This is a genomic window from Dialister succinatiphilus, from assembly GCF_928721695.1.
Classification (GTDB): domain Bacteria; phylum Bacillota; class Negativicutes; order Veillonellales; family Dialisteraceae; genus Dialister; species Dialister succinatiphilus.
On the sequence record NZ_OV788641.1, the window covers coordinates 1362877 to 1382543 of the forward strand.

At 53.1% G+C, this 19667-nt stretch carries 16 protein-coding genes; all 16 read left to right on the forward strand.

All coding sequences use genetic code 11. The annotated features are described in order from the left end of the window. The first annotated feature begins 1373 nt into the window (after window positions 1-1373). The 16 genes from NW747_RS05585 (at window position 1374) to ruvA (ending at window position 19667) form a co-directional block, all read left to right on the forward strand. Complete coding sequence (locus NW747_RS05585) at window positions 1374-1976, forward strand: TetR/AcrR family transcriptional regulator (RefSeq protein ID WP_273185794.1); 603 nt, start codon at window positions 1374-1376, stop codon at window positions 1974-1976. Then, on the forward strand, window positions 1973-3037 hold the full coding sequence (locus NW747_RS05590) for an efflux RND transporter periplasmic adaptor subunit (protein ID WP_273185795.1): 1065 nt from the start codon (window positions 1973-1975) through the stop codon (window positions 3035-3037). Before NW747_RS05585 ends, NW747_RS05590 begins: the two co-directional genes overlap by 4 nt. Beyond that, window positions 3034-6177, forward strand: a complete 3144-nt coding sequence (locus tag NW747_RS05595; protein ID WP_273185798.1) for an efflux RND transporter permease subunit — start codon at window positions 3034-3036, stop codon at window positions 6175-6177. Before NW747_RS05590 ends, NW747_RS05595 begins: the two co-directional genes overlap by 4 nt. 941 nt (window positions 6178-7118) lie before the next feature. After that, the gene (gene rpmG / locus NW747_RS05600; RefSeq protein ID WP_008860352.1) at window positions 7119-7268 is read left to right on the forward strand and encodes a 50S ribosomal protein L33; all 150 of its coding nucleotides are present in this window, start codon (window positions 7119-7121) and stop codon (window positions 7266-7268) included. Window positions 7269-7297: 29 nt separating this feature from the next. After that, window positions 7298-7537 (forward strand): preprotein translocase subunit SecE, encoded by a 240-nt coding sequence (gene secE, locus NW747_RS05605; RefSeq protein WP_008860353.1) that lies wholly within the window; start codon window positions 7298-7300, stop codon window positions 7535-7537. A 13-nt stretch (window positions 7538-7550) separates the two neighbouring features. Next, window positions 7551-8174: a transcription termination/antitermination protein NusG gene (nusG, locus tag NW747_RS05610; RefSeq protein ID WP_008860354.1), complete on the forward strand. Its 624-nt coding sequence runs from the start codon at window positions 7551-7553 to the stop codon at window positions 8172-8174. Between the two features lie 105 nt (window positions 8175-8279). After that, window positions 8280-8705, forward strand: a complete 426-nt coding sequence (rplK, locus tag NW747_RS05615) for a 50S ribosomal protein L11 (RefSeq protein WP_008860355.1) — start codon at window positions 8280-8282, stop codon at window positions 8703-8705. Between the two features lie 53 nt (window positions 8706-8758). Beyond that, window positions 8759-9463, forward strand: a complete 705-nt coding sequence (gene rplA, locus NW747_RS05620) for a 50S ribosomal protein L1 (RefSeq protein ID WP_008860356.1) — start codon at window positions 8759-8761, stop codon at window positions 9461-9463. 166 nt (window positions 9464-9629) lie between these two features. Beyond that, entirely contained in the window at window positions 9630-10178 is a 549-nt protein-coding gene (gene rplJ, locus NW747_RS05625; protein ID WP_008860357.1) for a 50S ribosomal protein L10, read from the forward strand. 38 nt (window positions 10179-10216) lie between these two features. Beyond that, on the forward strand, window positions 10217-10588 hold the full coding sequence (rplL, locus tag NW747_RS05630) for a 50S ribosomal protein L7/L12 (RefSeq protein ID WP_008860358.1): 372 nt from the start codon (window positions 10217-10219) through the stop codon (window positions 10586-10588). 681 nt (window positions 10589-11269) lie between these two features. Next, window positions 11270-14692, forward strand: a complete 3423-nt coding sequence (locus NW747_RS05635; protein ID WP_273185802.1) for a DNA polymerase III subunit alpha — start codon at window positions 11270-11272, stop codon at window positions 14690-14692. 175 nt (window positions 14693-14867) lie between these two features. Beyond that, window positions 14868-15659 (forward strand): electron transfer flavoprotein subunit beta/FixA family protein, encoded by a 792-nt coding sequence (locus tag NW747_RS05640; RefSeq protein WP_273185806.1) that lies wholly within the window; start codon window positions 14868-14870, stop codon window positions 15657-15659. Window positions 15660-15669: 10 nt separating this feature from the next. After that, a complete protein-coding gene (locus NW747_RS05645) occupies window positions 15670-16683 on the forward strand; it encodes an electron transfer flavoprotein subunit alpha/FixB family protein (protein ID WP_273185809.1) in 1014 nt (337 codons plus the stop codon). Between the two features lie 74 nt (window positions 16684-16757). Continuing rightward, complete coding sequence (locus NW747_RS05650; protein WP_273185811.1) at window positions 16758-17636, forward strand: aminotransferase class IV; 879 nt, start codon at window positions 16758-16760, stop codon at window positions 17634-17636. A gap of 925 nt (window positions 17637-18561) precedes the next feature. Continuing rightward, window positions 18562-19059: a crossover junction endodeoxyribonuclease RuvC gene (gene ruvC / locus NW747_RS05655; RefSeq protein ID WP_008860423.1), complete on the forward strand. Its 498-nt coding sequence runs from the start codon at window positions 18562-18564 to the stop codon at window positions 19057-19059. After that, window positions 19056-19667, forward strand: a complete 612-nt coding sequence (gene ruvA / locus NW747_RS05660; RefSeq protein WP_273185813.1) for a Holliday junction branch migration protein RuvA — start codon at window positions 19056-19058, stop codon at window positions 19665-19667. Before ruvC ends, ruvA begins: the two co-directional genes overlap by 4 nt.

A 19667-nucleotide genomic window follows, 5' to 3' on the forward strand; every position in this document is an offset into this window, starting at 1 on the left:
TTGACGCGCCTTTTATGGACAAGCCCCTTTGGGGCTTGAGGGTTCAGGCGCCTTTTGGTGCGGTCGGGACCGGGACCGGGCGGTGCTTGCCGGTATTCCCGAAGGTTGACACGCCCTTGCGGGCGTGAGGGTTGATGGCGCCGCCGGGCCTTTGGCCCTGGGCGCCAAGGGTTCTGCCTGTGATCGGCTGACGCCTTACAGGCGGGTTGAGGGCTCTCGCCCTCGGGAGTTATATAGTATCGCTGCGCTGGCGAGGTACGGCGCTTTCGGCGCCATTTTTTATACCGCCTTTGGCGGCGAAAACCATACAACCGCCCTGCGGGCGTGGAAATGCATTCCCCCCTTTGGTGGCTGGCGCCACCACCTTTCCCCCGCAGTTCGGTGGGGCGGCAAAAGGAAAGCGCCTTAATGGGCAGGCTAGGCGCCTTACTTCGCCCCACTTGGAGGTCCTATGCAGGACCTCCACAGTGGCACTATAACCCGTGCTTACTACAGAGCCATTTATGAAGAGAGTGTTTCGCGGTGTTTTATTCTGTCCCCCGGATGGGGGAAAGTCCGGCGCAGCCGGATAGGGGGAGGCGAGCGCAGCGAGCCAATCCGCAGAATGCTTATCATGCCATATGACACTGAAAGTAAATCCCGTAACGTTCTTGCGTCCCCTTTAGGGGAAGAGGGCCACGAAGTGGCGAAGGGATGTACGAGGGTAAGAATGATTATGACACTTGATGTGGACGTGACCGCCGAAAGGCGGCATTATAATATGCATTGCCCCCTAAAGGGGAAACGACTCACTACATTTTGCGCGTCGCTAGCGCTCCTTCAACCACTGCTGTCACTGACTCACTGGATTTTCAGGTCGCTGATGCTCCCTTACAAATCCAGTTCGCATAGTGCAAAATGTGTTTGCTGTGCACCGCTTCGCTCGGGGGCCGCCGATTGGCGGTCAGGACCGCGATAGCGCATCCTATCGATGCTCTGCCCCGTACACCCTTTCCCGCTTCGCGGGACTTCCCCTCAAGGGGAAACGAGAAAATAGGTGGCACTGGATATTGTGTCACATATGACACAGGCAGCCAATCCCGTAACGCTGACTTTATAAGCATTGCCCGTAGGGCAATCCGCAACCCTCAGCGCCGCAGGCGCTGTTGCCCCCCTGAGCGGAAGCGAACCACAACCCTTCTACACAACCCGCGGCGGAGCCGCGCCCCTTTAAAAATCTGCGGCGAAGCCGCCACCACCACCCTCTGAACCCTTTGAACCCTCTGAACCCTTTGAACCCGGGGCGGCGCAGCCGCCCTTTATTGACATCCCTTACCGGTATCCCCTATAATAGCTACAGTACTAAAAAAACCAAATCAGTACTGGGAGGGAAAATGAAAGACAGGCTTGTGCAGGCGACGCTGGAAGAAATGAAATCGCGATCGCTGAAGTTTACCATGGATGATCTGGCAAGGAAACTCCATGTCAGCAAAAGTTCCATTTATAAGATGGTGGAGTCCAAGGAGGATCTGGTGCGTCTGGTGATGCACTGGGCCATGGAACGGTTTGACCGGAAGGCGGAGGCTCTGCTTCATGGAGAGGGGCCGGTGAACAGACGGCTCATGGCGTTCTGCGGCCTTTTCTTTGATACCTTCTGGTACCTGCCGGATGCGGTGAATGAGGATCTGGAATCCAGGTATGAGGATATCTGGAAGGAATGGGAGAGCTACCGGGAGTCGAAGTTTGATGATATGGTGGCACTTCTGAAGGAAGGCGTGGATAAAGGGGAGTACCGGAAGGTGAATCTTCCGGTGGTACGGCAGTGTGTATTCTACGCGGCCCAGGGTCTCACGAACCCTGCCTTCCTTCGTGAAATGAATATGACCGGCAAAGATGTGCTGGAGATTCTGGAAGATATTATGCTGAAAGGTTTGGAAAAGCAGGACCATGTACAAAGTCCGGCAGCACCTGTGAAAGAGGGGGAGAAGTCGAGATGAGGAACTGGAAGAAATGGGTGTGTCTCACGGCAGCGGGTATGGCATTTTTCATGGCCGGCTGCGGTAAAGAAGCCGCCGTATCTACGGAAGCGCCGCTGGTGAAGACGGTGGTGGCAGGAGAAGCAGCCAAAGGGGAAAAGACAAGTTTCTCCGGTACGGTGCATGGGTATTTCGAATCTCCTCTGGCTTTCCAGACAGGAGGACGCATTATGGCCCGGTATGTGGACCAGGGCCAGCGGGTGAGCGCCGGCGATGCACTGATGAAGGTGGATTCCAAAGATGCCGAGGAGCAGGTGGCTTCTGCCCAAAGTGCGGTCATTGCGTCCCGGGCCAAGGCAGACCTGGCCTATTCTACGCTGGCCCGCTATGAAAAGCTTCACGCGGCCAATGCTATTTCCGACCTGAATATGGACCAGGTGAGGAACCAGGCCCAGCTGGCCCAGGCGGAGCTGGATTCTTCGGAGGCCACTCTTTCCCGGGCAGAGAATAATCTGGGCTTTACCCTGCTCACGGCAGACCGGGACGGCGTCATCGGTTCTACTCTCTATGAGGTGGGGCAGGTGGTGGCTGCCGGTACGCCGGTGGTGACCATTATTGATGATTCCAGACTAGATGTGCATATTTCCCTCACTGAAAAGCAGTACCGCTCCTATGGTGTAGGTACGCCGGCTACAGTGACCTTCTGGGCCCTGCCCGGTGTGACGGTAGAAGGGACGGTGCGTGATGTGGCAGCCGCTCCCAATTCCCAGACCGGCACCTATGATGCCAAGGTGACCCTGGTGGATCCGCCGGACACCGTGGCTGTAGGCATGACGGCAGAAGTGAAATTCGGCAGCCAGAAGGACAGTCAGGGATTCATGATACCGCTGTCGGCCATGGCTTCCCAGAAAGAGAATCCGTCCGTGTGGGTCGTAAAGGACGGCAAAGTCCATCTGGTGCCGGTAACCGTGGGCCGGTATGGGGATGATACCGTGGAAATTACCGGCGGCCTTTCCCGGGGAGACCGTATCGTTTCCGCCGGCGCTTCCAAGCTGTCGGAAGGTGAAGAGGTGAGGACATGAAAAGGCTGAATCTGGCGGAATGGGCCATCCGCCATAGACAGATTATTTATTTCTTCATCATTTCCATTATCATTGGCGGTGTATTTTCCTATTTCCGCCTGGGCCGCAGTGAAGATCCGAATTTCACAATCCGTGAAATGGTGGTGGCAGCTGCCTGGCCGGGGGCTACGGCAGAGCAGATTACAGACCAGGTCACCTATCCCCTGGAGCGGAAGATCCAGGACACCAAGGGACTGGACTATATCAAGTCCTTCACCCATGACGGCAAAACGGTTATTTATGTGGACTTGAAGGATGAAGTGCCTGCATCGGAAGTGAAGCAGCGCTGGCACGATGTGCGAAACGCCATTACCGATGTGTGGGGCGATATGCCTGCCGGCGTCATAGGGCCGGTGATTAACGACCGCTTCGATGATGTGTACGGCTCTATTTACGCTTTGACCGGCGATGATTACAGCTATGAGGAAAAGCGTAAGTATGCGGAAAATATCCGCCGGCAGCTGGTGCTGGTACCGGACGTACAGCAGGTGAAGCTCCTGGGCGTACAGGAGCAGATGATTTATGTGGAAATGGACCAGAACAAGCTGGCCTCTTTCGGACTGAATCCTTCTGATATTTACAAGGTGCTGCAGCAGCAGTCCGCCATGATGCCTGCCGGCACCATCCATACCAATACCCGCAACGTGGCTATCCGGGTGGAAGGGCTTCTGGGGACTACGGCAGCTCTGGAAAATATTCCTATCCATGTGGGTGAGCGCAGTTTCCATCTGGGCGATGTGGCCAAAGTGACCCAGACCTATACGGACCCGGAAACGTCCCTCATGTATTTCAACGGCAAACCGGCCATCGGCATTGCCGTGGCCATGGCTGACGGCGGCAATAACCTGACCCTGGGCAAGAACCTGGAGGCTGCCGTAAACAGAATGAAAGGGGACCTTCCGGCAGGCATGGAAGTGAGCCTGGTGGCTGACCAGCCGAAGGTAGTCAACAATTCCATTGCCGAATTTACGGAAGCCCTGATTGAAGCCCTCATCATCGTGATGGCGGTGAGCTTCCTGTCCCTGGGCCTTCGGAGCGGCATGGTACTGGCCATGTGCGTGCCGGTGGTGGTGTGCGCCTCTTTCCTCTTCATGAAATGGCGGGGCATTGACCTTCATATCGTGTCCCTGGGCTCCCTCATCGTGTCCCTGGGCCTTCTGGTGGATGATGCCATCATCGTGATTGAAATGATGCAGGTGAAACTGGAGCATGGATGCAGCCGCATGGAGTCAGCCGAAGGCGCCTACAAGGCCTGCGCCGCCCCCATGCTGGCAGGCACCCTGATTACCGCAGCCGGCTTCATTCCCGTGGGCCTGGCCGTGGGGCAGGTGACAGAATATACCAATTCCCTTTTCTGGGTCATCAGTTCCACCCTGGTACTTTCCTGGATTGCTTCCATTTTTGTCAGTCCTGTTTTGGGATACCAGTTCATTAAACTGGGAAAACCGAATCCCATCAAGGTGAAAGTACAGGAAAAGGCTTACGGTGCCTTCCGCAAAGCGGTGAAATGTTTCATTCATTACAGAAAAACGGCCATTGTGGGCGTGGCAGGCCTTTTCATCTTCTCTCTCCTCACCCTGCCCCTGGTGAATCGGGAATTCTTCCCGCCTTCCGTTCGTCCGGAAATCATTCTGGACGTGAACCTGCCTTCCGGTGCCTCCATTAAGGACACAAAGAAAGTGATGAGAGCTGTGGCAGACAGCCTGTACGGTGACAAACGGGTGTCCTCCTTCTCCACCTATATCGGAGATACAGCGCCCCGTTTCATCCTTCTTTTCAGTCCCCAGGCAGCAGAAGATGACCATGGACAGATGATTATCGTAGCCAGAGATACCACCTCCAGAGACAGCCTCCAGAAAGATGTGCAGAAATTCCTGGCCGACAGCTATCCAGAAGTGCGGGCCCATACCCGCTTCATCCAGACCGGGCCGCTGGAAGAATATCCGGTAATGCTTCGTCTCCGGGGACCTGATGCCGGAAAGACGGCAGCCCTGGCAGAAGAGGCGCTGGCTCTGATGAAGCAGAATCCCCACGTCACCAATGCGTCCCTGGACTGGCCGCAGCAGACACCTACGGTTCATCTGAAAATCAACCAGGACAAAGTACGGGAACTGGGCATCGACAACTATGCCGTTTCCCAGGACCTCTATGTGAAACTGTCGGGCTACAAAGTGGCTGAATCCTACCAGGGCGACCAGCTGGTGCCCATTTCGTTCCGTCTGGAAGGGGATAACGCCGCCCGTCTGGGAAGCCTTTCCTCCCTTCCGGTGTATGTAGGAAACGGCCGCTACGTGCCGCTGGGCGAATTCGCCGATATTTCCTACCAGAACGAAACAAGCACCATCTGGCGCAGAAATATTGAACCCTGCATCACCCTCCGCAGTGATATTACCGGTGATGCTACCTCAGATACCGTGGCCTCCTCTGTATATGACAAGACACTGAAAGATTTCAGAAATAACCTGCCCGAAGGGTATACCCTTGAAAAAGGCGGCACCCTGGAACGAAGCGACATTTCCATGGGACAGATCATGGCTACCGTGCCGATTATGATATTCATCATCCTCATGATCCTCATGTTCGAGCTGAAAGACCTGCGCCTTATGATTATTGCCGCCATCTCCGCTCCCCTGGGCATGATCGGCTGCATCCTCACTCTGGTGGTCACCCAGAAGCCCATGGGCTTCGTAGCCATTATCGGCATGCTGGCCATCGGGGGCATGGTGGTGCGAAACAGCATCATCCTGCTGGACCAGATCCGTCAGCACCTGGAAGACGGCATGACTCCCTATCAGGCAGTGGTAGAATCGGCGGTCCTCCGTTTCCGCCCCATCATGCTGACCTCCTTCGCCGAAGTACTGGGCATGATTCCCCTGCTCCCGAACCCCTTCTGGAGCCCCATGTCCGCAGCCTTCATCGGCGGCCTCTCCGTGGCCACCCCCCTGGGCCTCCTCTTCGTCCCGGCCCTCTACTCCTTCTGGTATAAAGTGAAAGAACCGGAAGATATAGTGGAAGAATTTGAAGAACGGGCCGAAGAAAAGAGAGAAAGGAAAGCGGAGAAAGAGAAAAATAAAGAAGCCCGGAAAAAGGTAAAGAAATAAAAAAGAATCCATCCCGAAAGGGGTGGATTTTTTTGATGGGGCATGGGACAAGCCCCTTTGGGGCTTGAGGGTTGACGGCCCGCTGGGCTGAAGGTTCTTAAGGGGCTTAAGTTTGACGCGCCTTTGGCACGAGGGTTGTTGTGGGCGCCTTACATTTATAGAAGGCGCCCTCTTATGATAAAACCTTTACAACCGCCCTGCGGGCGTGGAAATGCATTCCCCCTTTGGTGGCTGGCGCCACCACCTTTCCCCCGCAAGCGGGGGGCACTATAAAGCTCCGTTATGCTGCGAGCGACTTATGAAAGGAATGCTTCGCGGTGCTTTATTCTTCCCTCGCTTGCGGGGGAAGTCCGGTGCAGCCGGATAGGGGGAGGCGAGCGCAGCGAGCCAATCCGCAGAATGCTTATCATGCTATATGATGCAGAAAGGTAAATCCCGTAACGTTCTTGCGTCCCCTTTAGGGGAAGAGGGCCACGAAGTGGCGAAGGGTGTGCAAGCGAACTGGATTCATAGGGGAGCCCCGCGACCCGCGAATCCAGTGAGACGCCATCCAGCGAAGTCGGTGTGGACGGTGGTAATCCTGATTATGATACTTGATGTGGACGTGACCGCCGAAGGCGGCATTATAAAACTCATTGCCCCAGGGCAATACAATAAAAAAGGCAGTCAAAATGGTGGTTTTAAATGTCATTCATGAAATGAACTTTTAAAATCAAGTATACAAAAGAAAGATAAAATACCGGTTATTGCCATGAAAACAATCTGTAAAAAAATATTTGCAAACTCTCCGGCCCTATGCTACAATAGTCCTGCTGGGATGGCCCGGCTTTTTTAAATGCCAGGTTTGCAAATTTCTGTTGACTTGTGCATTGTGCTTGTGATATACTAATCAAGCATGTTAATTGGCCGCGGGCCGAGAAAGATTGAGTGAGGTGTAAAGAATGCGTGAAGGAATTACTCTTGCATGCACAGAATGCAAGCGCCGCAATTATCGTACAAACAAGAATAAAAAGAATACGACCGAACGTATCGAAATGATGAAGTATTGCAAATGGTGCCACAAACACACTCTGCATAAAGAAACCAAATAATTTTGAGTGATTGAAACTGGGGTGTGAGCATGGCCAAGGCGAAGCGTAAGACACAGGCAGCGAAAGCACAGGAAGCTAATGCTTCATGGACCAGGTTTTTCAAGGAAACCAAGATGGAAATGAAAAAGGTCATCTGGCCTGAAAAGCGCCAGATGGTCCAGTACACCATTGCCGTCATCGTGTCCGTGATTTTGGTTTCATTCCTGATCGTTGCAGTAGACTTCGTATTCAGTGGCCTCTCCAAATTGTTAGTACACGCTGTGGGCTGAAAGGAGAGAGACTATGTCGGATATGGAAGTTGAAAACAAGAATGTAAAAGCAGAAAATCAGGCTGAAGTCAGTGCTCCGACCGAAATTGGCGAACCTACTGAGGGGGCCAAGAAGGATATCCGCTGGTATGTCATTCATACCTATTCCGGATATGAAAATAAGGTCAAAGATACGCTGACAAGGAAAGTTCATTCCATGGGAATGGACGATACCATCCGTGAAATTCTGCTCCCACTGGAAGAAGAGGAAGAAGAAAAAGACGGGAAGGTAAAACTTGTCTCCCGTAAAGTATTCCCCGGCTATCTCCTCATCCGGATGGAAGTGAATGACAGGAGCTGGTACGTGGTCAGAAATACGCCCGGTGTTACCGGTTTCGTAGGAACCACCACCAAGCCGATTCCTCTTTCCGATGAAGAAGCTGAAAAAATCATTCATGGCGGCACCAAAGCAGCAAAGAATGAAATCAATGTAAAACCGGGTGACCGGATTCGCATAACAAAAGGCGTGTTCGAAGATCGGACCGCCGTGGTTCTGGAAGTTTCCGATGACAAGACCAAAATTAAGGCTGACATCAGCAACTTCGGTACCACTACTACGATAGAGCTGGAAGCCGGTTCTTTTGAACCACTTCCTTAAATATACTCTTGTGAGACTGTCTTGAACTAGGCTCGTCTCACTGTGGGAGGGCCCGTTACAGCCCGAAATTACCACATTCCCAATACGGATAGGAGGTGTAACATTATGGCAAAGAAAGTTTCTAAAGTTGTAAAACTGCAGGTTGCTGCAGGCAAAGCTACCCCGGCACCGCCAGTAGGCCCGGCCCTCGGCCAGGCAGGCGTTAACATCATGGCCTTCGTTAAAGACTTCAACGATCGCACTGCTAAGCAGGTAGGCCTGATTATCCCTGTAGAAATTACCGTTTATGAAGATAGGAGCTTTACATTCATTTGTAAGACTCCGCCGGCAGCTGTTCTTCTGAAGAAGGCTGCAGGTATTGAAAAAGCTTCCGGTGAACCGAACAAGAAAAAAGCTGGCAAGGTCACCAAAGCCCAGGTCAAGGAAATCGCTGAAACAAAGATGCCTGACCTGAACGCTAACGACGTAGAAGCAGCAATGCGTCTCGTTGAAGGCACAGCCCGTTCCATGGGCATCGAAGTAGTAGACTAAGACTGACCCGTTCGTGGCAGGGTAAATCCCCAATGACCACATAGGAGGAAACAATGGCAAAACTGACAAAGAAACAGAAGGCAGCTGCAGCCATCGTTGACAGTCATAAGTTCTATGACCTCGACGAAGCTGTAAAGCTGGTCAAAGAAGCAGCATCCGCGAAATTCGATGAAACCATCGAAGCTGCTTTCAATCTCAATATCAACCCGAAATACGCTGATCAGCAGCTCCGCGGCGCTACCGTTCTCCCCGCAGGCACCGGCAAAACCAAGAAAGTCCTGGTTTTCGCCAAAGACCACAAGGAAGACGAAGCCAAGGCAGCAGGCGCTGATTACGTAGGCGGAAAAGAACTGGCCGATAAGATTATGCAGGGCTGGATGGACTTTGACGTCGTAGTGGCTACCCCGGACATGATGGCTGTAGTTGGCCGTCTGGGCCGTATCCTCGGACCGAAAGGCCTCATGCCAAACCCGAAGGTTGGCACCGTAACCATGGATGTTACCAAAGCTGTCAACGAAATCAAAGGCGGCAAGGTTCAGTACCGTACCGACAAAGCAGGCAATGTACAGGTTATCATCGGCAAAGCATCCTTTGACGAAGACAAACTGAAACAGAACCTCCTGGCTATCTTCAACACCATTCAGAAAGCACGTCCTGCTTCTGTAAAAGGTGTATACATGAAGAGCCTGACCATCAGCTCTACCATGGGACCTGGTATCCATCTGGATATCTCCAGCGTAGCAGCACCAAAAGCTTAATAAGCCTATTTACACTTAGCTTAAGACCGGCGGTAAATCATTTTAAAGGGCCAAGGCCCGCCTCCCGAGGCTGAGTACTGGAAAGCCAGTACACGACCTCGCAGGCTCTGCGGGGTCGTTTTAGCTAACGTGATAAATATAAACCAATAGCAGAGGAGGTGTACTCATGAGCGAAGAAAAGTACGAAGTAAGAATTCGTCCCGAAAAGGAAGCTGTTGTTGCAGAAATGAAAGACAGACTCTCCTCCCAGGGCGTTGTTCTTCTCACATTCAACAAACTGACAGTGAAAGACGCAACACTGCTGCGTCGTAAATTCCTGGCTCACGGCGTTGAATACAAAGTTATTAAAAACACACTGACTCGTATTGCAGCTGACGAACTTGGTCTTGAAGGCCTTGACGATCTGCTCCAGGGTCCGAACGGACTTGCAACCTGCAAGGACGATCCCGTAGCACCGGCAGCAGCTCTGAAAGAATTCCTGAAGGAAACCAAGAGCGAAGCAATCACAGTTAAAGCAGGTGTACTCGATGGCAAAGTCATCGACAAGGACGCTGTCAAAGCACTGGCAGATCTGCCAAGCAGAGAACAGCTCCTCGGAATGGTGGCAGCAACCCTGCTGGCTCCTATTTCCGGACTGGCCCGTGCCCTCAACGGCAACATCCAGAACCTCGCATATGCTCTCGAAGCTGTGCGTAAACAGAAAGAATCTGCGTAATCGATACGCATAAAAATCATTCCATGGAGGAAACAAAAATGACAAACGAAGAAATCCTTGAAGCCATTAGCAATATGTCCGTTCTCGAACTCTCTGAACTGGTAAAAGCAATTGAAGACAAATTCGGCGTATCCGCTGCAGCTCCTGTAGCAGTAGCAGCAGCTCCGGCAGCTGGCGCAGCTGCAGCAGCTGAAGAAAAGACCGAATTCGACGTAGTTCTCAAAGAAATCGGCGAAAAGAAGATCCAGGTTATCAAAGCCGTTCGTGAAATCACCGGCCTTGGCCTGAAAGACGCTAAAGCTCTCGTTGATGGCGCTCCGAAAGAAGTTAAAACCGGCGTAGCTAAAGCTGAAGCTGAAGAAATGAAGAAGAAACTGGAAGACGCTGGCGCAACTGTAGAACTGAAATAATTGCGGCTCTTCTAAGAACTAAGAAAAGATGGGACTCTCTCGGGAGTCCCATCTTTTTTATGCTCCAAAAGTTTGGCATCCTACCAAGGATGAGAAAAAAGCCTTCCGGCTCCAGCCGGAGGTGGCTCGGGAAAGCACCGATTCTGTGCTTGAAAAAATAGGGAGTCTTGTATCAGATAAAGATCAATATTAAACAAAAATTAGGAATGTATGAATTAAAGGGAAAACTTTCGATGCGTGGAAGTTTCAAAGCCTTGCATATCCATGGGAAAGGCGGCCAATTTTCTAGTTTCCTTGCTCCCTGAGCGAAGCGATGCACAGCAAACATGATTTGCACTATGCGAACTGGATTTGTAAGGGAGCATCAGCGACCTGAAAATCCAGTGAGTCAGTGACAGCAGAGGATGAAGGAGCGCCAGCGACGCACAAATCATAGTGAGTCGTTTCCCCTGTGGGGACACAACCCTTCTACACAACCTGCGGTGCCAGCCGCGCCCCTTTTTTTAACTTGCGGCGAAGCCGCCACCACAACCCTCGGCCTGAAAGGCCGTCAAACTTAAGAACCCTCCGGCCATAAGGCCGGTCCATCTTAAGAACCTTCCCATCTGAACTCTTAATCCCTTATCCCCTCATTGTGATACAATAAAACAAAAACCTTTTTCAATGATTTCAGGAGGGACCATGGATCCATTCGTTCATCTTCATGTGCATACAGAATACAGCTTGTTTGACGGCACCTGCCGCATTAAGGAACTGGTGTCCCATGTGAAGGATATGGGGCAGACGGCTCTGGCCATTACGGACCATGGGGTCATGTACGGGGCGGTGTATCTGTACAAGGAATGCATGGCCCAGGGAATCAAGCCCATCATCGGCTGCGAGGTCTATGTGACCCGGGGAAGCCGGTTTGAGAAGCGGGCAGGGGGAGAGAAGGAGAAGCTGGCTCATCTGATTCTTCTGGCGGAGAATAATGAGGGCTATCAGAACCTCATCAAAATCTGCTCCAAATCCTGGACGGAGGGGTATTATTTCAAACCCCGGGCGGACCATGAGCTGCTGCAAAAGTACCATAAGGGCCTCATCGCGCTCTCTGCCTGCGTAGGCGGCGAGCTGCCCCAGGCCATTCTGAACCATGATATGGAGAAGGCCCGGAAGGTGATCCAGTTCTATATGGATACTTTCGGGAAGGACAATTATTTCATCGAGCTCCAGAATCACGGTCTTCCGGAAGAAGCGGCGGTGCGTCCGGTGCTGGCATCGCTGGCCAGGGAATATGGCCTTGGTCTGGTGGCCACCAACGATTTCCACTACACCAGGAAGGAAGATGCAGGGAGCCAGGAAATCAAGCTCTGTATTTCTACAGGAAAAACGCTGGATGATCCCTACCATTTCCATTTTGCCAATAATGAGTTCTACTGCAAGAACGGGGCGGAAATGGAAGCTATTCTGGGAGAGTATCCCGGCGCCATTGAGAATACGAAGAAGATAGCGGACCGCTGCCATGTGACCCTGACCTTCGGGGACCATAAGCTGCCCTCTTTTGACGTGCCTGAGGGAGAGACGTCCACCACCTATCTTCGAAAGCTCTGCGAGAAGGCGCTGCCGGAGCGGTATCCCCATCCTTCGGGAAAGGAGAAGGAAAGGCTGGACTATGAGCTGGGAGTCATCGAGCACATGGGCTTTTCTGACTATTTCCTCATCGTCATGGATTTCATCCATTATGCCAAGTCCCATGGCATCCCCATCGGCCCGGGCCGCGGCAGTGCGGCAGGAAGCATTGTGGCCTATCTCCTTCATATTACGGAAATCGATCCGCTCCGTTTTGACCTTCTCTTCGAACGTTTCTTGAACCCCGAGCGTGTGTCCATGCCGGATATTGATACGGACCTCTGCTACCGGCGGCGGGGAGAGGTCATCGATTATCTGGCCCGGAAGTACGGCAAGGACCAGGTGGCCCAGATCATTACCTTCGGCACCCTGGCGGCGAGAGCGGTCATCCGGGATGTGGGCCGTGTCACCAATATGCCTCTTCGGGATGTGAATAAGATCGCCAAAATGGTGCCTTCCGGTCCCGGTGTGACACTGAAAAAGACCCTGGAGGGCTCCCGGGAATTCAAAGAGCTTTATGAATCCAATCCCCAGGTGCACAGTCTCATCGACCACTGTCTGGACCTGGAAGGGCTGTCAAGAAATTCCGGCACCCATGCAGCAGGCGTAGTGATCTGTTCAAAGCCTGTAGACGACTATGTGCCTATCCAGCTCACCCAGGACAATTTCATCCAGACCCAGTACGAAAAGGATCAGGTGGAACAGCTGGGACTTCTGAAGATGGACCTTCTGGGGCTCCGAAATCTGACGGTCATCCATGATGCCCTGGAAATGATAGAGAAAAACCGGGGCATCCATCTGGATATCAACAGTATTCCCACGGAAGATGAGGAAACCTGCCGCATGCTCTGCGAGGGAGACACCATCGGTGTGTTCCAGTCTGAATCCTCCGGCTTCACGTCCCTTCTCATGAAGCTTCACCCGGACCGGTTCGAGGACCTGATCCCCATGGTGGCCCTCTACCGGCCGGGGCCTCTGGGAAGCGGCATGGCGGAAGATTTCATCAAGAGAAAGCATGGGGAAATCCCGGTGGAGTATCCTCATCCCTCATTGGAACCGATTCTGAAGGAAACCTACGGCGTCATCCTCTACCAGGAACAGGTCATGCAGATTGCCTCTGTCATGGGTGGATTCAGCCTGGGCCAGGCCGATATGCTGCGCCGCGCCATGGGCCACAAGGAGCCGGAAATCCTGCAGAAGAACAGGGATACCTTCCTCGAAGGGGCCCTGAAGAACGGGGTGGATGAGAAGACGGCCAACTATGTCTTTGACCTCATGGTCCACTTTGCAGGCTACGGCTTCAATAAATCCCACAGTGTGTGCTATGGCTGGATTGCCTGGCAGACGGCGTACCTGAAGGCCCATTTCCGGCCGGAATTCATGGCGGCCATGATGACCTGCTATATCGGCGACCGGGAGAAGGTGAGCCGTTATATTTCCGATACAAAAAGGGCGGGGGTGGAAATCGCCGCTCCCGACGTGAACCTGTCAGAGGCCTATTTTTCCGTTAAGGGAAATAAGATTCTCTTCGGACTGGACGGCATCCAGAATGTAGGGGAAAATGCAGTAAGTGGCATCATTGAGGCCAGAAGGAAGGGAGGCCCCTTCAGGGATATCAGCGACTTTCTGGAACGGGTGGACAGCCGGGGCCTGAACAGCCGGGCCTGCGAAAGCCTCATCCGCTGCGGCGCCCTGGATTCCCTGGGCCGCAACCGCTCCCAGCTTCTGGCGGTGCTGCCGGAAGCCATGAGCAATGCCCAGTCTGTGAGAGAAGACCGGGAATCGGGACAGGTGAGCCTTTTCGGCGACATGGACAGCGCGAAAACTATCATCTATCCGCCCCTTCCGGATATTCCGCAGAATGAAAAAATCGAGTGGGAAAGAAAGCTTCTGGGCTTCTACGTCAGCGGCCATCCCCTGGATGCCTATAAGAAGCAGATGGCCCAGTGCATTCCTATTTACAAATTGAATTCAGAAAGTGCCAAGTATGATGGAAAGGCAGTAACCGTAGGCGGTACCGTGACCCGGGTGAAGGGTACCATGACAAAGAAAGGAGCCCCCATGGGCTATGTGACCCTGGAGGACTATGACGGTGAACTGGAAGCGGTGGTGTTCCCTTCGGTATGGGAAAAGGCAAGACCGGTGCTCACCGAAGATGCAGCGATATGCATCAGAGGCCGGGTGCAGTCCAATGAAAGGGAAGTCAAAATCCTGGCGGACGAAATCATCCCCCTCTCCCTCTTCCATAAGACAGTGCGCCCGCCGGTATCAGCGGTCCATCTCTATGTGGATGAAAGGCATGAAAATAACATGGTCAGTGATGCCCTGGGCCGTATCCTTCTGAAATACCACGGGAACACGCCGGTATTCCTCCATATCCAGAGGACCCGGCAGGAAATCCGCATGGTGCCTAGGTTCTTCCTGGACTTTTCAGAAGAAGCGGAAGAAGCGCTGAAGGGTCTTCTGGGCAATGCCTGCGTGGAAGGACGGAAGTGAGAGAGCTGGGGAGGCTGCCTAACGAAGGGCCGTCAGAGGCAGGAACCTTTCACAGCCTTCTGAACGGGCCGTTTATAAATATAGGTATGCCGCGGACCCTTTTCATATGGTATACTTAAATGGAATGAAATCTTCTAAAGAAAGAAGCCTTGGAGTTGTTGCAAAGGGGGTTATTATGAAGTTTCTGGTTTGCGTGAAACAGGTAGTGGATACTTCCCAGATGGAAGTGGATCCGGCTACCGGCAGATTGAAGAGAAATAATGCAAACAGTATCCTGAATCCCATGGACCGGAATGCGCTGGAGGCGGCACTGAGCCTTCGGGACCAGACCGGCGGCAGGGTGACTGTGATTTCCATGGGGCCGCCCCAGGCGGCAGCGGTGCTGAAGGAAGCCATTTCCATGGGAGCCGATGAGGCGTACCTGGTGACAGATCGGGCCTTTGGCGGCGCCGATACCCTGGCTACCAGCTATACCCTGGCCAGTGCCATCCGGAAAATCGGCAGCTTTGACCTGATTTTCTGCGGCATGGAATCCATTGACAGCAATACCGCCCAGATCGGGCCGGAAATCGCTGCAACCCTGGGGATTTCCGATGTGAGCGCTGCCATTGGCCTTTCCTATGAAAAAGAAGGCTATGTACAGGTGGAGCGGCAGTTTGGCGATGACCGGGAAGTGCTGGACATGAAGCTTCCGGGTGTCATTACCTGCACCGGCGAGCTGAATAAGCCCCGCTATCCCAGCATTAAAGGCATCCTGAAGAAGGATGAAGTGGAAATCCATAATCTCACGGCAGCAGACCTTCCGGTGGATGCCGGCCGTATCGGCATGAAAGGGTCTCCTACCCAGGTGCGGCAGGTGCGGCCTGTGGTGCCGCCGAAGAAGGAAAATCTCCGCATTGAAGGAAAGCCGGCGGCAGAGGCAGTGGAAGAATTGTTTGGCGCCATGCGGAAGCTGAATCTGGTATAGGAGGGCAATGATGGATTTTTCTACATATAAAGGAATTTATGTAATTGGTGCTCTCGTAAACGGCGGGATTCAGAAAGTGACGGGGGAACTGGTCGGAGAAGCCCGTCTTCTGGCTGATGAGCTGGGCGAGACGGTGCATGTGGTGCTCGTAGGCGGAGCGCTGAAGGATGACCCGGCATCCCTGATTCCCCTGGGAGCGGACAAGGTCTATGTGCTCACTCATAAGCTCCTTTCCCATTATGACGGGAAAGCCTATCAGAAGGTACTGGCTTCTTTCTTGAAAGACCGGAAGCCGGACACCATTATTTTTGCAGCCACTTCTTTTGGAAGAGACCTGGCACCCCGGCTGGCGGCAGAGCTGGTATGCGGTGTCACTGCCGATGTGACGGAGCTTTCGGCAGATAAGGAAAAAAGGCTGGTCATCTGGTCCCGTCCTGCCATGGACGGCAACATTATGGCCGACATTGTAAGTCCTCTTTTCCGGCCTCAGGTAGGCACCGTGCGGCCGGGGATTTTCAAATATCCCAAGGCCGATGAGTCCCGCCGGGGCACGGTGGAAGAAGTGCCGGTGACCCTTGATGAAGAGGATCTGGGCACTGTTTTGAAATCCATCATCCAGGGCGAAAAGGATGAAAATCCTGTGGAAACGGCCAAAGTCATTGTGGCAGGAGGCCGCGGTTTCCACAGCCGGGAGGAATGGAAAATGGTTCATGAACTGGCGGACCTTCTGGGCGCTGCCGTAGGCTGCAGCCGCCCCATTTCCGAACTGGGCTGGGAACCTCACAGCCGCCAGATCGGACAGACCGGCAAAGGCGTGTCTCCCAAGGTGTACTTTGCCCTTGGCATTTCCGGTGCCATGCAGCATATGTGTGCTGTGAACGCGGACATTGTCATTGCGGTGAACCGGGACCCCAAGGCGCCGATTATGGAAATGGCAGACTATGCGGTTGTGGCGGACCTGAAAGAATTTATGCCCCGGCTCATAGAAAAAATGAAGGCCTGGAAGGCAGAAAAACAGGCCTGACAATGATATAATAAAATAGAAGTTCTCTTTGGCAGGATTTCCTGCATTCCCTTTTCACTTTGGAGGTGAATGGTATGGCAGAAGCAAAAACTACCATCTACTACAATCACAATTTCTACTATGATTTCTCCAAAATCATCAGTGCCGACGACAGAGGCCTGCAGTTCGGCGACGGCTGCTACGAATGGATCCGGGTATTCCAGGGTCATCCCTTTGCCCTTTCCTACCATGTGGACCGTCTGTACCGCTCCATGCGTCTTCTGGGCATCCGTCCGGTGACGGCGCCTGATGAATTCACGGAAATCGTGGAAGTGGTTATCGAAGAAACAGGAGTTACAGAAGGATATGTGAAAATCATCGTCACCCGCGGCAGCGGCGACCACGATTTCACCATTCCTTCCCGGAATGCGCTCCGCCCCAATGTACTGGTCTATGCAAAGCCCATTAACCTGGACAGCATTGCCAAGGTACAGGACGGCGTCAAGTGCATTACCATGAATGATGACCGCGGACATCACTGCGATATTCTCTCCCTGAACCAGCTGAACAATATGATGGCCCGGGCAGAAGCACAGAAAAAAGGCTGCTACGATGCCATCTTCATCAAAGACGGCCTTCTCACCGAAGCCAGCCATTCTAATGTGTGCATCGTCAAGGCCGGCGTCATCTGGACTCCTGCCAAGAATGAATTCATGATTCCCGGAATTACCCGCTCCCTGGTGCTCTCCCGCGTAGCTCCCACCGCCGGCGTTACCTCCATTGATGACGGCGCGGAACCGGTGCGTCTGGACAACATGATGGATGCGGAAGAAGTATTCCTCACCAACAGCCAGGACGGCATCGTGCCGGTGACTGCCATCGATGGCAAGCCCATCGGCGATGGTAAAGTGGGCACGGTGACAAGAAAGATTCAGGAACATTACCACCATCTCATGACTGATGGTTTGCCGTAACAGGCAGTCAAAAAAGCTGAGAAAAAATGTTCAATCATTTTTTCTCAGCTTTTTTTCGTGGGGAAAACTTAACCACCCTTGCCTTACCCAATAAGGGCAAAGGAAACACTTCTCCTCGGGGCAGGGGCCGGGCCTTTAAAACTTACGCTTTGCTTTTTACCGTTTACTGCCGGAGAGGAACCGCAAAGCCGCCGAAGGCAGCATGATAAAACTCATCGCCCCCTAAAGGGGAAACTACTCACTACATTTTGCGCGTCGCTAGCGCTCCTTCATCCTCTGCTGTCACTGACTCACTGGATTTTCAGGTCGCTGATACTCCCTTACAAATCCAGTTCGCATAGTGCAAAATGTGTTCGCTGTGCATCGTTTCGCTCAGGGGGCCGCCGATTGGCGGTCAGGACCGCGATAGTGCATCCTATCGGTGCTCTGCCCCGTACACCCTTTCCCGCTTCGCGGGACTTCCCCTCAAGGGGAAACGAGAAAATAGGTGGCACTGAATATTGTGTCACATATGACACAGACAGCCAATCCCGTAACGCTCCTTGCGTCCCCTTTAGGGGAAGAGGGCCACGAAGTGGCGAAGGGATGTACGAGGGTAAGAATGATTATGATACTCGATGTGGACGTGACCGCCGAAAGGCGGCATTATAATACTCATCGCCCGATAGGGCGCCACCACAACCCTCGGCCTGAAAGGTCGTCAAACCTAAGAACCCTCCGGCCAAAGGCCGGTCAATCCTAAGAACCTCTTTCCCTGCCCCCTGAGCGAAGCGGACCACAACCCTTCTACACAACCCGCGGCGCCAGCCGCGCCCCCTTTTTATAACTTGCGGCGAAGCCGCCGCCACATCTCTGCCTCCTTTTGAAACTATGGTATAATATAACAGTCAAGAACAAACTTTTCAGCCATGAAACAGGAGGAACTATGCGGGTATTAGGCATTGACCCGGGCACCGGACGGTGCGGGTTCGGTGTGGTGGACAAGGTGGGCACGTCCATTACGCCGGTGAATTACGGGGTCATCGAGACCTACAAGGACCAGAGCGACCTGGAGCGGCTGAATATTGTGTATGAAGGCATATGCGAGCTCATTGCTGCCTACCGTCCCCAGTTCATGGGGGTGGAGACACTGTATTTCAATACGAATATTACCACTGGCATCAAGGTGGCCCAGGCCAGAGGCGTCATCCTTCTGGCAGGGTATCGGCAGAATATTCCTATCGTGCCGGTGACGCCGCTGCAGGTGAAGCAGCAGATGACCGGCTATGGCCGGGCCGGAAAGAAGCAGGTCATTGAAATGGTGAAACGGCTTATGGGTATCCATAAGAACATTGATCCCGATGATGCAGCCGATGCACTGGCTATCGGTCTCACTGCCGCCTACCATGTGGAACATCGTCAGTTGTATGGGGGAATGAAATGATTGGATATATCAGAGGAAAGGTCACTGCTTTGTTTAAGGATTCCTGTTTTCTGGAGGCCGGCGGCATAGGCTATCGGATTTTTATTTCCGATAAGACGAGGCAGCAGCTTGCCATTGGAGAGGAAGCGAAACTTCTGACCTATATGGCTGTACGGGAAGATGCCATCCTGCTCTATGGTTTTCTGGGAAAAGAAGAGTATGATCTCTTCCTCCTGCTGATTTCTATTTCCAAAGTGGGTCCCAAGGTAGCCATGGGCATCCTGTCTGCCATGACGCCTTCTGCTTTTGTAGGGGCCATTACCACAGGAAGTGTCACCCGGCTCACCAAGCTGCCGGGCATCGGAAAGAAGACGGCGGAAAGACTTCTGGTGGAACTGAAAGATAAAGTAGGCGCTTTTTCGGTGGAACCCCTTTCCGACGACGGTCGTGCAGCGGCTCCTTCGGCAGAGGGAAATCCTGCAGCTGATGAGGCAGTGAAGGCCCTCATGAGCCTGGGCTATGAAATGGATGAAATCACGCCGGTGCTGGGAAGGCTTTCAGGCTCCTATGATAATGTGTCGAAGCTGGTCAGCGCCGCGCTCCGTGAATTTGCAAAAAAACGGGAGTAA

What these genes read in the sequence shown, in the direction of transcription:
- secE (WP_008860353.1), top strand. Translation starts at nt 7,298, where the DNA reads ATGGCCAAGGCGAAGCGTAAGACACAGGCAGCGAAAGCACAGGAAGCT.
- nusG (WP_008860354.1), top strand. Translation starts at nt 7,551, where the DNA reads ATGTCGGATATGGAAGTTGAAAACAAGAATGTAAAAGCAGAAAATCAG.
- NW747_RS05635 (WP_273185802.1), top strand. Translation starts at nt 11,270, where the DNA reads ATGGATCCATTCGTTCATCTTCATGTGCATACAGAATACAGCTTGTTT.
- NW747_RS05590 (WP_273185795.1), top strand. Translation starts at nt 1,973, where the DNA reads ATGAGGAACTGGAAGAAATGGGTGTGTCTCACGGCAGCGGGTATGGCA.
- rplJ (WP_008860357.1), top strand. Translation starts at nt 9,630, where the DNA reads ATGAGCGAAGAAAAGTACGAAGTAAGAATTCGTCCCGAAAAGGAAGCT.
- NW747_RS05640 (WP_273185806.1), top strand. Translation starts at nt 14,868, where the DNA reads ATGAAGTTTCTGGTTTGCGTGAAACAGGTAGTGGATACTTCCCAGATG.
- ruvC (WP_008860423.1), top strand. Translation starts at nt 18,562, where the DNA reads ATGCGGGTATTAGGCATTGACCCGGGCACCGGACGGTGCGGGTTCGGT.
- rpmG (WP_008860352.1), top strand. Translation starts at nt 7,119, where the DNA reads ATGCGTGAAGGAATTACTCTTGCATGCACAGAATGCAAGCGCCGCAAT.
- NW747_RS05650 (WP_273185811.1), top strand. Translation starts at nt 16,758, where the DNA reads ATGGCAGAAGCAAAAACTACCATCTACTACAATCACAATTTCTACTAT.
- rplA (WP_008860356.1), top strand. Translation starts at nt 8,759, where the DNA reads ATGGCAAAACTGACAAAGAAACAGAAGGCAGCTGCAGCCATCGTTGAC.
- NW747_RS05645 (WP_273185809.1), top strand. Translation starts at nt 15,670, where the DNA reads ATGGATTTTTCTACATATAAAGGAATTTATGTAATTGGTGCTCTCGTA.
- NW747_RS05585 (WP_273185794.1), top strand. Translation starts at nt 1,374, where the DNA reads ATGAAAGACAGGCTTGTGCAGGCGACGCTGGAAGAAATGAAATCGCGA.
- NW747_RS05595 (WP_273185798.1), top strand. Translation starts at nt 3,034, where the DNA reads ATGAAAAGGCTGAATCTGGCGGAATGGGCCATCCGCCATAGACAGATT.
- ruvA (WP_273185813.1), top strand. Translation starts at nt 19,056, where the DNA reads ATGATTGGATATATCAGAGGAAAGGTCACTGCTTTGTTTAAGGATTCC.
- rplL (WP_008860358.1), top strand. Translation starts at nt 10,217, where the DNA reads ATGACAAACGAAGAAATCCTTGAAGCCATTAGCAATATGTCCGTTCTC.
- rplK (WP_008860355.1), top strand. Translation starts at nt 8,280, where the DNA reads ATGGCAAAGAAAGTTTCTAAAGTTGTAAAACTGCAGGTTGCTGCAGGC.